We start from the raw sequence: 14,459 nt of genomic DNA, 5'->3' as shown, positions 1-14,459 counted from the left end.
GAAATGAAAACACTACTGGATGTCAAATTAGAAGAAGAAGTCCTGATTCACCATATCGAACAAGAACCTTTTATGAAGCGTAGATTGATGGATTTGGGATTTGTGGATAGAGTGAAAGTCATGCCTGTCTTAAATAGTCCTAGTAAGAAAATGAGAGCGTATCTTATGAAGGGGTGTAAGATTGCATTACGTGATGAAGAAAGCAGAGGGATATACGTAATAGAACAGGGGGAAGAGAATGCTGTTTGAGAAACTGATTGCGGAGAATGATAAAATTAATGCATGTTACAAACAGGAAACCATGGGTTATACAATTGCGCTTTTAGGCAATCCTAACGTAGGGAAGAGCACTGTTTTTAACGCCATGACGGGGATGAATCAGCATACAGGGAATTGGCCAGGGAAAACAGTAGAATTAGCAAATGGATACTTTACTCATAAATCCATGCGTCATAAAATGGTAGATTTACCAGGTACGTATTCATTACTAGCACATTCTAGTGAAGAGGAAGTGACGCGTAACTTTATTTGTTTTGAAAAGTGTGATGTTTGTATGGTGGTTTGTGATAGTACTTGTTTGGAACGCAATCTAAATTTAGTGCTGCAGACGTTAGAAATTAGCCACCAAGTCATCGTAATTTTAAATTTGATGGATGAAGCTGAAAAAAAGAATATTACAATTGATGATAAAAGACTTCAAGAGATTTTGCATGTAGAAGTAGTGAAGATGAGTGCTCGAAATGAAAAAGATTTCAATGAATTAAAAAATGCAATTGAACAAGTAGGAAAGAGTGTCGTTGGCTATCAAGAAGCAATTGTAACCTATCCAGAAATATTGGAACACGCACTACAGAAATTGGAAGATATCATAGAATGTGAACAATTATCTCCACGCTTTGTAGCACTTAAATTGTTAGATCCTAATGTGGATTCAAAAACATTCTATGAGAAGATAAAAAATCCAGAAGAAGTGAAAGAACTATGTGATGTTTTATTGAAACAACTGGATAATGAGGGGATTCTTTCTAATTATGAAGAGATTGTTGTACGTGCAATTCATAATAAAGCAAAAGATATTAGTAATGAATGTATTATATTCAACAATGATCGCTATCAAGAACGTGATTTGAAAATTGATCGTATTTTGACAAGTAAGCGTTCTGGTTTTTTATGGATGATTGTATTGTTGTGTGTAATATTCTGGATTACCATATCAGGTGCAAATATTCCAAGCGCTATGTTGAGTACAATGTTTGGACACTTTGAAGATTGGTTGCATATGGTGTTTACCCAGATGGATGTATCCACTCCTATTCAAGGGTTTGTAGTCGATGGAGTGGTGAAGACATGTGGATGGGTGATATCTGTCATGTTGCCACCCATGGCCATTTTCTTTCCTTTGTTTACATTGTTGGAAGACTTTGGTTATCTTCCACGTATTGCGTTTAACTTGGATGGTTTCTTTCAACGGGCAAGTACTTGTGGGAAACAAGCACTTACCATGTGTATGGGCTTTGGTTGTAATGCGGTTGGAGTAAGTGGTGCACGTATTATTGATAGCCCAAGAGAGCGTTTAATAGCGATTCTAACAAATGTATTTGTACCTTGTAATGGAAGATTTCCCACACTAATAGCAATCATTACGATGTTTTTTACAGGAATTGTGGTGGCACCATGGGATGGAGTAGTATCAACCCTTTTGTTAACAGGTGTGATTTTATTTGGGGTGTTCTTGACACTTGTGATTTCTAAACTATTATCCAAAACCATATTAAAAGGAGTTCCATCTAGTTTTACGTTAGAACTTCCTCCATATCGCAAACCACAATTCACTAAAGTGATTGTGCGTTCCATTTTTGATCGTACTTTGTTTGTGTTGGGAAGAGCAATAAGTGTCGCAATTCCAGCAGGGGCATTTATTTGGTTGTTGGCTAATGTGCAATATGATGGGATTACATTGTTGAAGTATATCGCAGATTTTCTAGATCCATTTGCTTCTTTAATGGGGTTAGATGGTGTTATCTTAATGGCGTTTATCTTAGGGTTTCCAGCGAATGAAATTGTTGTGCCTATTATCATCATGGCATATATGGCAAATGGTTCCATGATGGATATCAGTGATTTAGGAGTGTTAAAAATTTTGTTTGTTTCCAATGGTTGGACCTGGGTAACTGCTATATGTACCTTGTTGTTTTCACTTGTTCATTTTCCTTGTGCCACAACCTTATTGACCATACGAAAAGAAACAGATGGTTGGAAATGGACCATATTAGCATTTGTATTACCAACCGTATTGGGAATACTTCTTTGTATGAGCGTGAATTTAATAGCACATATATTTATATAGAATTTAAAATAAAACAAATCACTATATCATCTGTGATTTGTTTTATTTATGTACAATTAGCATGTTATAAAATGTATTGTATACAAATTATTTTTTGTTATAATGAATATATAAGATGTACATAGACGAAAGCTATAAATAAAGGAGGAATCATTAAATGGGGACTATAGAAAAAACACATTTGATATTAAAGGGTTGGAAAAATAAATCTACTTTCAAGTATAAGGGTACAGATATATATTATACTGAGGAAATCATGAGGTATAGAAGGAATGAATGGATATACAGGATACTTATTAGTTGTACTTGGCTTCCTGGTATGTTGATTTTTGGAGTATCCTATCGATTACCAACCGTATGGTATTTATTATTATTGATTCTTCCATATTTACTTATATATCCATTTACTTGGATAGCTCTGTATCTTCATAAAATTGAACTGGAAATTAACTAAAAAAGAATGGCGATTGCCATTCTTTTCAATAATATAGTTAGCGTTTAACGATAACTGCAGTTCCTTGTCCTCCACCGATACATAGAGAAGCAAGACCTGTTTTTGCGTCACGTTTTAACATTTCGTGAATTAAGGAAACGAAGATTCTGTTTCCAGAAGCACCAACTGGGTGACCTAATGCAATGGCACCACCGTTTACGTTTACTTTAGACATGAATTCATCGCGGTTAACTCCGTGTTCTTCAACTAATTCATGAACAACACCTAATGCTTGCGCTGCGAATGCTTCATTTAATTCTACTAATTCAACATCAGATAGGTTCATTTCAGCATCTTTTAATGCATGACGGATTGCTGGAGTAGGACCTAATCCCATTGTTAATGGATCAACACCACCTTGACCGATACCAATGATTTCGCATAATGGAGTTAAGTTGTATTTTTTAACTGCATCTTCGCTTGCTAATAATACGAAGCTAGCACCATCATTGATTCCAGAAGCATTACCAGCAGTAACAGAACCATCTTTAACGAAAGCTGGACGAAGACCTGCTAATTTTTCTGGAGTTGATTTACGGTTAGGATGTTCATCTGTATCAAATGTTACAGTTTCTTTTCTTAATTTTACTTCAACTGGTACGATTTCATCTTTGAAACGTCCACCATCTACTGCAGCGATTGCTTTGGATTGAGAAGCGTATGCTAATGCATCCTGCATTTCACGAGTAATACCGTATTTGTTAGCGATATTTTCTGCAGTGATACCCATATGAATATTATTGAATGCATCTGTTAATGCATCATAGATCATGTGGTCAACACATTTGAAATCACCCATTTTGTTTCCTGTACGAGTGTTCGCAGGAATTAAGTAAGGTGCTCCTGACATAGATTCAACACCACCAGCAACAACGATTTCGTTGAAACCAGTTTGGATAGACATTACACCTTCCATAACAGTTCTTAAACCTGATCCACAAACCATGTTTAATGTGTGAGCACATACTGTTTCAGGAATTCCAGCAAGAATAGAAACCTGACGTCCAACGTTTTGTCCAAGTCCTGCCCCTAATACATTACCACAAAGAACTTCGTCTACATTTTCAGGTGCAACTTTTGCATCTTCTAATAAAGCTTTTACAACAGTAGCCCCTAGGTCTGCAGCTTTAACAGTAGTTAAAGAACCCAAGAAACTTCCGATTGCGCTACGTTTAGCACTTACTACATAAGTCTTTCTCATTTTTCTCTACCTGTCTTTCTTTTAAATACGCATCTTTATTTGCGTTTCAATACATAAATAATAGTAAAGGTTTTAAACTTGTTTGTCAATAACTTACGAAAACTTTCACAAGTTAAAATTCGGTTACATTTCATGGAAGAAATTGTAAGCGATTTCGTTAATTTCTCCTATCACTCGAGTCGCCTCATTTCCTAGGCTTGTCATAATCGTAATTAGATAGGGATGTTCTCCATAAACAATTCCCATAGCATTCTCATATGTTTCATAGGATCCATATTTTTGAGCGATTTGTACATCTAAATTTTTACCTAAATAATCCTGTGGATATACGAGTTTCATATGTTGAATTAAGGTTGTATAAGTGGAGGCGTGTTGATAGAGATATTGTAAAACATCAGTTGCATAAGAAGCAGGGAATACATTTTCTTCATAAAAAGATGCATTAAAAGTTTTGGTACTATATTTCTCGATTAGCGTTCGATAGGTTGTCCAACCTCCTAAATGCTCAAACAATATGTGGGCGGCAGTATTATCAGAATACACAATCATATCGTAAAGCAATTCTTCTATACCTATATAAGAACCAATACCATACGTACTAGCTATAGGTCCTCCTTCTTCATAACAATCTTCGCTATACAAAAGGGTGTCTTCTAAAGATATGGTACCTTCCTCGATGTGTTCATAATATAACATGGCAAGGGGAACTTTATATAGACTCGCTGAAAACATATCCTCATTTGCATATAGTTGATAGGATTGTTGGGTAGAAGGATCATATATAGCAATGGAAATTTGATGTTCGAGGATTTCGTTTTCATCCAGATAGATAGTTATACGCTCTAAAAGAGTAGTTTCAGTTAAAGTTTCTTGTATATTCGTATTTGTGGAGGAGTTCTTATTTGTGTTGGAATATACTTCTTGTTGTGGAAGTATATTGAACACAATGAAAATTGTGCAGAGAATAAGGCAGGGGAGAGATGAAATAAAGATAGCTTTTTTAGTAAATTTTATTTTCATGATAGTGGACTCCTTTTATGAAACAACAGTGAAATTAGAAAGAATACTTTCTACTTCTATTGTAGTTTTCTAAGGTGAATAAAATGTGATGGAATGAGAAAGAACATATGATATTTCAAAGAACAATCTAGGAAATGATAGGAGAAAGAAAATATCATGAGGAGCAATGCAAGAACTATGATTTTATAATGTAAACGCTAACATTTAAGAGAACAAAAAGAACTTGTTAAAATATTAACAATTAAGGTTGACTATGATGTTATTCAGTTATAAAATGGTAAAGGATACAAGGCAATATGATTACTATCCGTTTTCTTAAGATTCCATAAGAGTATACATTTTATGGAACGATGTTCAAAAAAATAGGAGAGGAGAACATTTATGGACTTCATGTTAACAGAACAACAAAAAATGATGAAAAAGCTATTTTCCGAGTTCGCTGAAAAAGAAGTAAAGCCGATCGCGGGAGAAATCGACGAAGAAGAACGTTTCCCAAGAGAAACCGTTGTTAAAATGGTGGATTGCAAAATGTTGGGAATTCCATTCTCAAGAGAATTTGGTGGAGCAGGTGCTGATTACCTGAGCTACATTCTTGCAGTTGAAGAATTAAGTAAAGTTTGTGGTACAACAGGTGTTATTTTATCTGCACATACTTCATTGGGAACTTTCCCAATCGATGCATTCGGTACTCCAGAACAGAAAGCAAAATATATGCCAGACTTATGTACAGGTAAAAAATTAGGGGCTTTCGGTTTAACTGAACCTAATGCAGGTACAGATGCTGCTGGTCAACAAACTACAGCTGTTAAAGATGGTGATGATTACATTATCAATGGATCTAAAATCTTTATTACAAATGCTGGTGAAGCAGATATCTATGTTATCTTTGCAATGACTGATAAATCTCAGGGTACTAGAGGTATTTCTGCATTTATCCTTGAAAAAGGTATGCCAGGATTTACAATTGGTAAACATGAGAAAAAATTAGGAATCCGTGCTTCTGCAACTTGTGAGTTAATCTTTAACAACGTACGTGTTAGCAAAGATCACTTGTTAGGTCAAGAAGGTAAAGGATTTAAGATTGCCATGCAAACTCTTGATGGAGGACGTATTGGTATCGCTGCACAGGCTTTAGGTATTGCTCAGGGAGCAATCGACGAAACTGTTGCTTATGTAAAATCTCGTAAACAATTCGGACGTGCAATTGCAAAATTCCAGAATACTGCATTCCAATTAGCAGATATGCAGACAAAGACAGATGCAGCTCGTTTATTGGTATACAATGCCGCTATGGCAAAAGAAAACGGTCAGCCTTATACATACGCTGCTGCAGAAGCAAAATTATTTGCTGCTGAAGTTGCAATGGAAGTTACAACAAAAGCTGTTCAGTTATTAGGTGGATACGGATATACACGTGACTACCCAGTTGAACGTATGATGCGTGACGCTAAGATCACTGAGATCTACGAAGGTACTTCTGAAGTACAACGTATGGTTATTAGTGGTGCAATGTTGAACAAATAATAGAGAAAGGAAACGTTAAATCATGAAAATTATCGTTCTTGTAAAACAGGTTCCGGATTCAACTGAAATCCGTGTAGACAAAGTAACAGGTACTCTTATTCGTGCTGGTGTACCAAGTATCATCAACCCAGATGACTTAGCTGGTGTTGAAGCAGCATTACAGTTAAAAGAAAAAACTGGTGCTACAATTACTATCGTATCTATGGGGCCTCCAATGGCAGCAGATATGTTAAAAGAATTATATGCTCGTGGAGTAGATGAATGTATCTTAGTAACAGACCGCGCATTCGCTGGTGCTGATACTTGTGCAACTTCTTCAACTCTTGCAGCTGTATTGAACAAAACAGGTTATGACTTGATTATTGCTGGACGTCAGGCAATCGATGGAGACACTGCTCAGGTAGGTCCTCAGACTGCAGAACGTTTAGGAATCCCTCAGGTTACTTATGTAGATGAAATCATTGATATCAATGACAAGATTATTACAGTTAAAAAATCATTAGAAGACTGTGAAGAAATCTTAGAAGCAAAATTGCCTTGTGTATTAACTACTTTAAGTGGAATGAACAACCCTCGTTATATGAACTGTAACGATATCGTTGACTCTTTCTCTAAAGAAGTTAAAATCATGACATTTGCAGACTTAGGAATTGACGCAAGCCTTGTTGGTTTAGCTGGATCTCCTACAAAAGTACACAGTACATTTACAAAAGATGTTACAGCTGAAACTGAAACATTTACATTACCTGCTGATGAAGCAGCTAAATTAATTGCGAAAACTTTAAAAGAAAAGCAATTAATTACGAAATAGGAGGTAAGCGAACATGGCGAAATTTGAAGGATACAAAGATATTTACGTTTTTGTTGAACAGAAAAACGGTGAAGTTGCAAACGTTGGTTATGAATTGATCAGCGAAGCTAGAAAACTGGTTGCTTCTATTCCTCACATGAACTTCCAGGTTGCTGGTGTTATTTTAGGACACAACATCAAAGACAAAGCAAACGATATCATCAAACATGGTGCTGATAAAGTAATCGTTGTAGATGATGCATTATTAGAAGGTTATTCTACTCAGTTCTATGCTGATGCATTGACACAAGTAATTAACACTTTCAAACCAGACAGTTTCTTAACAGGAGCAACTGTATTGGGTCGTGACTTGGCTCCACGTGTTGCTGCTCGTTTAAATGCAGGTCTTACTGCAGATGCTACGCAGATTGCAATGGATCCTGATAAAACAGACGAAGCTTTATTATTAGTAACTCGTCCTACTTTCGGTGGTAACTTATTTGGTACTATCATTTGTCCAGATACTCGTCCACAAATGGCAACCATTCGTCCAAATGTATTCTCAATGGATCCAGTAGATGAAGCACGTACTGGTGAAGTAGTAGAATTCACACCTGAATTTGCTGATAAAGACGCAAAAGTTGTTTTAAAGAAAGTAATCGAAAAAGTAGTTGAAGGAATTGATATTACAAAATGCGATATCTTAGTTGGAGCTGGCCGTGGTGCTGAAGACTGCTTAGATATGGTAGAAGCTGTTGCTAACGAATTAGGTGGGGCAATGTGTGTAAGTCGTGCTGTTGTTGATGATGGGTTTGCTGATAAAGCAATCCAGGTTGGTCAAACTGGTAAGACTGTACGTCCTAGCCTTTACATCGCATGTGGTATTTCTGGAGCATGTCAGCACGTAGCTGGTATGGAAAAAGCGGATATGATCATTGCGATTAACCGTGATCCACAAGCTGAAATCTTCAACATTGCAAACATGGGATTTGTTGGTGATGTAAAAGAAGTACTTCCAGCATTAAAAGAAGAAATCATCGCTGTTAAAAAAGCATAATTAGGTTTTATAACAAGAAGGGAATCTTTCCTTCTTGTTTCTAATAACATAAAGGAGAACTTAAACATGAAAAAAGTTGGTGTAATCGGCGCAGGAACAATGGGCCAAGGTATTGCAAACGCATTTGCTTCAAACGGTTACGATGTAACAGTATGTGACATCAAACTTGAATGGGCACAAGGTGGTATTGACAAAATTGCAGGTAAATTAGATAAATTAGTTGCAAGAGAAAAAATGACTGCTGATGCAGCAAACGCTGTAAAAGCAAACTTGAAAGCTGGAGAATACAAAGACTTAGCTGACTGCGATTTAGTAGTAGAAGCAGTTCTTGAAAAAATGGAAGTGAAAAAAGAATTATTCACTGCATTGGATGAAATCTGTAAAGATTCTTGTATCTTTGGTTCTAACACATCTTCTCTTTCTATTACAGAAATTGCAACTGGAATCAAACACAATGTAATTGGTATGCATTTCTTCAACCCAGCAGATCGTATGAAACTAGTAGAAGTAATTTCTGGTATCAACACTCCAGTTGAAACTAAAAATGCAATCATTGAAATCTCTAACTCTTTAGGAAAAACTCCAGTAGAAGTTGCTGAAGGTCCAGGATTCGTTGTAAACCGTATCCTTATTCCTATGATCAACGAAGCTGCTTGTATTCTTCAAGAAGGAATCGCTTCTGTTGAAGACATCGATACTGCTATGAAACTAGGTGCTAACCATCCAATGGGACCTTTAGCATTAGGTGATTTAGTTGGTTTAGATATCGTTGAAGCAATCATGGATGTACTTTACAATGAAACAGGTGACACAAAATATCGCTGCTGTACTTTAATTAGAAAAATGGTACGTGGTAAGAAATTAGGTCAGAAAACTGGCGTAGGATTCTACGACTACTCTAAATAATTAAACAAAACATACGTGAATCTATAATTGCCATCCATGGAAATTGTGGGTTCACGCTTTTAAAAGGAGAGGAAAACTAACATGGAAACTATTTTATTAACTACTGAAGGACATGTTGCTACTATCACAATCAACCGTCCACAAGCTTTGAACGCATTAAGTACTTTGGTATTAACTGAATTAAATCAAGCATTAGATGAAGTAAATGCAAACAATGATGTATATGCAGTTGTAATTACAGGTGCAGGAGAAAAATCATTCGTAGCTGGTGCTGATATTGCTGAAATGAAAGACAAAGATGTAAAGGCTGCTGCTGAATACGGAGAATTTGGAAATGCAGTATTGCGTAAAATTGAAACATTCCGTTGTCCAGTTATCGCTGCAATCAATGGATTTGCACTTGGTGGTGGGTGTGAACTTGCTATGAGCTGTGATATTCGTGTTGCAAGTGAAAATGCTGTATTCGGTCAACCTGAAGTTGGTTTGGGTATCACTCCAGGATTTGGTGGAACACAACGCCTTGCTCGTTTAGTTGGTGCAGGAATTGCAAAAGAAATGATTTTTGGTGCTCGTAACATTAAAGCGGATCGTGCGTATGCTATCGGTTTGGTAAATAGTGTTGTAGCTAGTGAAGAATTGATGCCTACAGTTATGAAAATGGCAAATGGTATTGCTAAAAATGCTCCAATTGCTGTTGCTTATTCTAAAAAAGCAATCAATGAAGGTTTACAAACAGATATCGATGGTGGTATTGCAGTAGAAGTTAGAGAATTCTCTAATTGTTTCGCTACTGAAGACCAAACTTATGGTATGACTTGCTTCCTTGAAAAAGCAAAAGAAAAGACATTCTCAAACAAATAGGATACTATAAAGGAAATATACGAATATAGTATAAAGGAGGTAAATCGTTATGGGTAAAGTAATGAGTCTTGAACAAGCAGTTTCTATGATACCAGATAACGCTACTGTTGGTGTTGGTGGTTTTATTGGATGTGGACATCCTCAAGAATTTTCAGTAGGAATTGAAGAATCATTCCTTAAGAGTGGTCATCCTAATAATATGACTATTATGTTTTCTGCGGGAATTGGTGATGGAACTGATAATCTAGGGTTGAATAAGCTTGGTCATGAAGGTCTATTGAAAAGAATTATAGGAGGTCATTGGGGTTTGATTCCAAAACTTCAAAGACTAGTATTTGAAAATAAGGTAGAAGGTTATAATCTACCACTTGGGACAATTTCATTAATGTTCCGTGATATTGCGGGACATCGCGCAGGAACGTTTACCAAAATTGGCTTAAAAACATTTGTTGACCCTCGTTTAGAAGGGGCAAAGATGAACGAACGTTCAAAAGATGATTTAATTGAATTGGTAACCATTGATAATGAAGAATGGTTACGTTATAAACCGTTCCCGGTGAATGTTGCACTTATCCGCGCAACATATTGTGATGAAAATGGAAATGCAACAATGGAGAAAGAAGCAGCTACATTGGATTCTTTATCCATTGCACAAGCAGCAAAAAACTCTGGTGGTATCGTATTACTACAGGTTGAAAAAGTTGTGAAAAACGGTACCTTAGATCCTAGAATGGTAAAAATTCCAGGAATCTATGTAGATGGTATTGTTGTTTCTCGTCCAGAGAATCATATGCAAACATATGCTGAACAATACAATCCTGCACTAAGTGGAGAAGTGAAAGTACCTGTGAACTCTATTGAACCAATGAAATTGAGTGAGCGTAAGGTAATTTGTCGCCGTGCAGCAATGGAATTAAATCCAGAAGCAATTATCAATCTTGGTATTGGTATGCCAGAGGGAATAGCTAATGTCGCTAATGAAGAAGGATTGCCTGGTCTTAAACTAACGGTTGAGGCAGGTGGAATCGGTGGAGTTCCTATGGCAGGAACTGCATTTGGTACATGTACAAATCCTGATGTAATTATCGATCAACCATATCAGTTTGACTTCTATGATGGAGGAGGACTTGGTCAGGCATTTTTAGGATTAGCAGAGTGTGACAAAGATGGAAATATCAATGTAAGTCGCTTTGGACCTAAAATCGCTGGATGTGGAGGATTCATTAATATAACACAAACTGCACCTGTTGTTGTATATTGTGGAACATTTACTGCGAGTGGATTGAAAATTGCATTTGAAGATGGAAAACTGCAAATTTTACAAGAAGGTAAAATTAAAAAATTCAAAAATGAAGTAGAGCAAATTACATTCTCAGCAGAATTTGCGACTGATACAGGACAGAAAGTGTTATATGTTACAGAACGTGCTGTATTTGAATTGATCGAAGGGAAATTAACTTTGGTGGAGGTTGCACCTGGTATTGACCTTGAAAAAGATGTATTAGCTCATATGGAATTTAAACCAGCAATTTCTAAGGATTTAAAATTGATGGACGAACGTCTATTTAGACCAGAAACTATGGGGTTAAAATAAAATCGAAGTAGGAATCGAAAGATTCCTATTTTTTTTTGAAAGTGATGAAGCTTATAAATACAGGGGATTATAGAATGAAAACTTCTATTATTAAGATATCTTAAGGTAACTTTTCTTGTTGATTATTACAAAACTTGTAATAATTAAGGTATACTATTTATAGAGATGGAGGAACTATGGTAAAAGGAAAAAGAAAGAATAAAATTCGTTACAAAAGATTAGCGCTTGTCATTGTGGTTTTCATCCTATTGATTGGTGTATTGGGGTTTGGAATATCTATGCTTCTCAATAATGATCCATATGCTAAATATGATATATATGAAGAAGACAATAAACGTGCAGGAACTATGGAACATTATATGAAAACGGAAGATGATAAATATCACCATTCATTTTATTATCCAAAGTTTGAGGATGAAGCTTTAAATAAAATTATTGCATCATATAAGGATAAGAATTTGACTTATAAGGATTCGAAAGGAATGTATTATACTAATGTAGATTACAGTAGTGATGAAGTGTTTGAACAATATATTACACTATCCTTTCACAAAACAGTTAAAAATGAAGAGGAAAAAGTTTTACAGGAAAGTTGGGAGTATATAAACTACGATAAGAAAGCAAAGAAAGTCCTAACTGTAAATGATGTATTAAGGCGTGAATATATAACGATGATGAAAAAAAATCATGGTGATATAGCAGTAGATAGTATTAAGATGAGTAACCTCAATCAATTTCTAATTGGGAAGGAAGAAATCGTGTTCCACATAGATGGAAAAAAATTGCCTATTAAGTACAAAGATTATGCAAAGTATATCAAACTTAAAAATAGTAAAATTGATTCTTTGTACCAACAAGAAACAATCGTTACAAAGCAACAAAAAGTAGACCCAAGTAAGCCTATGATTGCTTTTACATTTGATGATGGGCCACATGCGACAAATACAGATGCAATTATGAAGGAATTTGAAAAGTATGGAGGAAGTGCAACCTTCTTTATGCTTGGTAAAAATGCAGCTACATATCCAGATATTGTGAAACAAATATATGAACGAGGCTTTGAATTAGGGAATCATTCATGGGATCATTCAATGCGAATAGCCGCTAATAAAAAAGATTTCATGAACAAGGATGAAGTTATCGATGAAATATACAACACCCAAGATACGATTTATAAAGTTTGTGGTGAAGAACCCTCTTACTTTCGACCTCCATATGGAGCGTTGAACCAAAATGTTCGTGAGGTATCTACATTAGGTTTTGCATTATGGAATGTAGATACAAAAGACTGGAAGAGTCGTGATGGAAATGTAATCAGTCAAAATATTATGAAGGATGTAAAGGATGGCGCAGTTATACTATTACATGACATCTATGATACATCTGCCGATGCAATTAAAAAAGCCTTACCTCAATTACATGAACAAGGGTATCAATTTGTGTCATTATCTACTTTAATGCAACACAAACAAGATTTGCTTTTGAATGCGAATACAGTCATAGGAACAGAAAACTAATATCCGTGGTGATGTTAGTTTTTTTAGACTTATTTCTGTTCTATTCCTTCATAGCATTTTATTTATATTTGCGCTATAATTAAAGCCATATGGAGGAATCGAATATGAAGTATAGTTTTAGTAATGATTATAGCGAAGGTGCACATCCAAGTATTATGAGTGCGCTACAAGAGAGTAATTTAATACAATCTGTGGGATATGGATTGGATGAATATTGTGAGATGGCAAAAAAAAGCATTCAGAAAGAATTAGAATGCGAAAACTGCGATATACATTTTTTAGTAGGAGGAACACAAGCAAATACAACGATTATTGCATCTGCGTTGCGTCCTTTTGAATGTGTTATTTCTGCGGATAGTGGGCATATCAATGTTCACGAAACAGGAGCAATTGAATCTACTGGACATAAGGTAGTTATTGCAGATAGTTTGCATGGAAAGTTAACAATAGAAGGTATTCGTAAGGCTGTCTGTCTTCATGAAGATGAACACATGGTAAAGCCTTCTATGGTGTATATATCTAATGCTACAGAAGTAGGTACCATTTATACAAAAGAAGAATTAAAGAACATTCATGAAGTGTGCAAAGAATTAGGTCTTTATGTGTTCATGGATGGAGCACGTCTAGGTGTTGCACTTTGTAGTAAAGATAACGATGTATGTATGAGCGATTTATGTACCTATTGTGATGTATTCTACATTGGTGGGACGAAGAATGGTGCTATGTTTGGAGAAGCGGTTGTTATTGTGAATGATAAGCTAAAAGAGAATTTCCGTTATATGATAAAACAACATGGCGGAATGTTAGCAAAGGGAAGATTGTTAGGGATACAATTTCGCGCTTTGTTCCAAAATAATCTATACTATGATTTAGCAAAACATGCGAATGAAATGGCGCAACAGATAAAAGATACAATGAAGTCTTGTGGTATAAAGTTTTTTATGGAATCTACTACGAATCAATTATTTCCGATACTTCCTAATACATTGATTAAAGCACTTGAAAAAGATTATCTATTTCAAAATTGGTGTACGATTGATGATACATCTAGGGCGGTTCGTTTTGTGACTTCATGGGCAACAAGTAAAGAAGCGGTTGATGTATTCTGTGAGGATTTTAAAAAGTGCATTTGTAGTGAGGGTGTATAAC

Annotated in this window: 13 protein-coding genes; 11 read left to right on the top strand and 2 right to left on the bottom strand. The window is 35.7% G+C overall.

The window, feature by feature from the left end:
- The first annotated feature begins 3 nt into the window (after positions 1-3).
- The 3 genes from ACWG42_RS08295 (at position 4) to ACWG42_RS08285 (ending at position 2,801) form a co-directional block, all read left to right on the top strand.
- A complete protein-coding gene (locus ACWG42_RS08295; protein ID WP_455791480.1) occupies positions 4-249 on the top strand; it encodes a FeoA family protein in 246 nt (81 codons plus the stop codon).
- A complete protein-coding gene (gene feoB, locus ACWG42_RS08290; protein ID WP_455791479.1) occupies positions 239-2,347 on the top strand; it encodes a ferrous iron transport protein B in 2,109 nt (702 codons plus the stop codon). Before ACWG42_RS08295 ends, feoB begins: the two co-directional genes overlap by 11 nt.
- Before the next feature lie 157 nt (positions 2,348-2,504).
- Complete coding sequence (locus ACWG42_RS08285; RefSeq protein WP_455791478.1) at positions 2,505-2,801, top strand: hypothetical protein; 297 nt, start codon at positions 2,505-2,507, stop codon at positions 2,799-2,801.
- A gap of 37 nt (positions 2,802-2,838) precedes the next feature.
- Here ACWG42_RS08285 and ACWG42_RS08280 read toward each other — a convergent pair whose 3' ends face one another.
- Both ACWG42_RS08280 and ACWG42_RS08275 read right to left on the bottom strand, forming a co-directional pair.
- Complete coding sequence (locus ACWG42_RS08280; RefSeq protein WP_455791477.1) at positions 2,839-4,041, bottom strand: acetyl-CoA C-acetyltransferase; 1,203 nt, start codon at positions 4,039-4,041, stop codon at positions 2,839-2,841.
- 123 nt (positions 4,042-4,164) lie between these two features.
- A complete protein-coding gene (locus ACWG42_RS08275) occupies positions 4,165-5,061 on the bottom strand; it encodes a serine hydrolase (protein WP_455791476.1) in 897 nt (298 codons plus the stop codon).
- 381 nt (positions 5,062-5,442) lie between these two features.
- Between ACWG42_RS08275 and ACWG42_RS08270 the strand changes: the two genes are divergently transcribed.
- The 8 genes from ACWG42_RS08270 to ACWG42_RS08235 all read left to right on the top strand — a co-directional run bounded on the left by ACWG42_RS08270 (position 5,443) and on the right by ACWG42_RS08235 (position 14,458).
- Positions 5,443-6,585, top strand: coding sequence for an acyl-CoA dehydrogenase (locus tag ACWG42_RS08270; RefSeq protein ID WP_455791475.1), 1,143 nt, complete (start codon positions 5,443-5,445; stop codon positions 6,583-6,585).
- 22 nt (positions 6,586-6,607) lie between these two features.
- Positions 6,608-7,396: an electron transfer flavoprotein subunit beta/FixA family protein gene (locus tag ACWG42_RS08265; RefSeq protein WP_455791473.1), complete on the top strand. Its 789-nt coding sequence runs from the start codon at positions 6,608-6,610 to the stop codon at positions 7,394-7,396.
- Positions 7,397-7,409: 13 nt separating this feature from the next.
- The gene (locus ACWG42_RS08260; protein ID WP_455791471.1) at positions 7,410-8,432 is read left to right on the top strand and encodes an electron transfer flavoprotein subunit alpha/FixB family protein; all 1,023 of its coding nucleotides are present in this window, start codon (positions 7,410-7,412) and stop codon (positions 8,430-8,432) included.
- 66 nt (positions 8,433-8,498) lie between these two features.
- Positions 8,499-9,338 (top strand): 3-hydroxyacyl-CoA dehydrogenase family protein, encoded by an 840-nt coding sequence (locus tag ACWG42_RS08255; protein WP_455791470.1) that lies wholly within the window; start codon positions 8,499-8,501, stop codon positions 9,336-9,338.
- 81 nt (positions 9,339-9,419) lie between these two features.
- On the top strand, positions 9,420-10,199 hold the full coding sequence (locus tag ACWG42_RS08250) for an enoyl-CoA hydratase-related protein (RefSeq protein WP_455791469.1): 780 nt from the start codon (positions 9,420-9,422) through the stop codon (positions 10,197-10,199).
- Between the two features lie 49 nt (positions 10,200-10,248).
- Positions 10,249-11,793 (top strand): acyl CoA:acetate/3-ketoacid CoA transferase, encoded by a 1,545-nt coding sequence (locus ACWG42_RS08245; protein ID WP_455791468.1) that lies wholly within the window; start codon positions 10,249-10,251, stop codon positions 11,791-11,793.
- 176 nt (positions 11,794-11,969) lie between these two features.
- Positions 11,970-13,310 carry a polysaccharide deacetylase family protein gene (locus ACWG42_RS08240; protein WP_455791467.1) on the top strand — a complete coding sequence of 447 codons (1,341 nt, stop codon included), beginning with the start codon at positions 11,970-11,972 and terminating at the stop codon, positions 13,308-13,310.
- A 104-nt stretch (positions 13,311-13,414) separates the two neighbouring features.
- Positions 13,415-14,458, top strand: a complete 1,044-nt coding sequence (locus ACWG42_RS08235) for a threonine aldolase family protein (protein ID WP_455791466.1) — start codon at positions 13,415-13,417, stop codon at positions 14,456-14,458.
- The last annotated feature ends 1 nt before the right edge of the window (position 14,459 follow it).

This window comes from Amedibacillus sp. YH-ame10 (assembly GCF_053848885.1).
Note: the sequence above shows the minus strand (reverse complement) of the source record. Positions and strands in the feature narration are given on the sequence as shown.

Bases quoted from the DNA above. Each gene is read 5' to 3' on its own strand.
- ACWG42_RS08275 (WP_455791476.1), bottom strand. From the start codon at position 5,061: ATGAAAATAAAATTTACTAAAAAAGCTATCTTTATTTCATCTCTCCCC.
- ACWG42_RS08295 (WP_455791480.1), top strand. From the start codon at position 4: ATGAAAACACTACTGGATGTCAAATTAGAAGAAGAAGTCCTGATTCAC.
- ACWG42_RS08270 (WP_455791475.1), top strand. From the start codon at position 5,443: ATGGACTTCATGTTAACAGAACAACAAAAAATGATGAAAAAGCTATTT.
- ACWG42_RS08285 (WP_455791478.1), top strand. From the start codon at position 2,505: ATGGGGACTATAGAAAAAACACATTTGATATTAAAGGGTTGGAAAAAT.
- ACWG42_RS08265 (WP_455791473.1), top strand. From the start codon at position 6,608: ATGAAAATTATCGTTCTTGTAAAACAGGTTCCGGATTCAACTGAAATC.
- ACWG42_RS08245 (WP_455791468.1), top strand. From the start codon at position 10,249: ATGGGTAAAGTAATGAGTCTTGAACAAGCAGTTTCTATGATACCAGAT.
- feoB (WP_455791479.1), top strand. From the start codon at position 239: ATGCTGTTTGAGAAACTGATTGCGGAGAATGATAAAATTAATGCATGT.
- ACWG42_RS08240 (WP_455791467.1), top strand. From the start codon at position 11,970: ATGGTAAAAGGAAAAAGAAAGAATAAAATTCGTTACAAAAGATTAGCG.
- ACWG42_RS08255 (WP_455791470.1), top strand. From the start codon at position 8,499: ATGAAAAAAGTTGGTGTAATCGGCGCAGGAACAATGGGCCAAGGTATT.
- ACWG42_RS08235 (WP_455791466.1), top strand. From the start codon at position 13,415: ATGAAGTATAGTTTTAGTAATGATTATAGCGAAGGTGCACATCCAAGT.
- ACWG42_RS08250 (WP_455791469.1), top strand. From the start codon at position 9,420: ATGGAAACTATTTTATTAACTACTGAAGGACATGTTGCTACTATCACA.
- ACWG42_RS08260 (WP_455791471.1), top strand. From the start codon at position 7,410: ATGGCGAAATTTGAAGGATACAAAGATATTTACGTTTTTGTTGAACAG.
- ACWG42_RS08280 (WP_455791477.1), bottom strand. From the start codon at position 4,041: ATGAGAAAGACTTATGTAGTAAGTGCTAAACGTAGCGCAATCGGAAGT.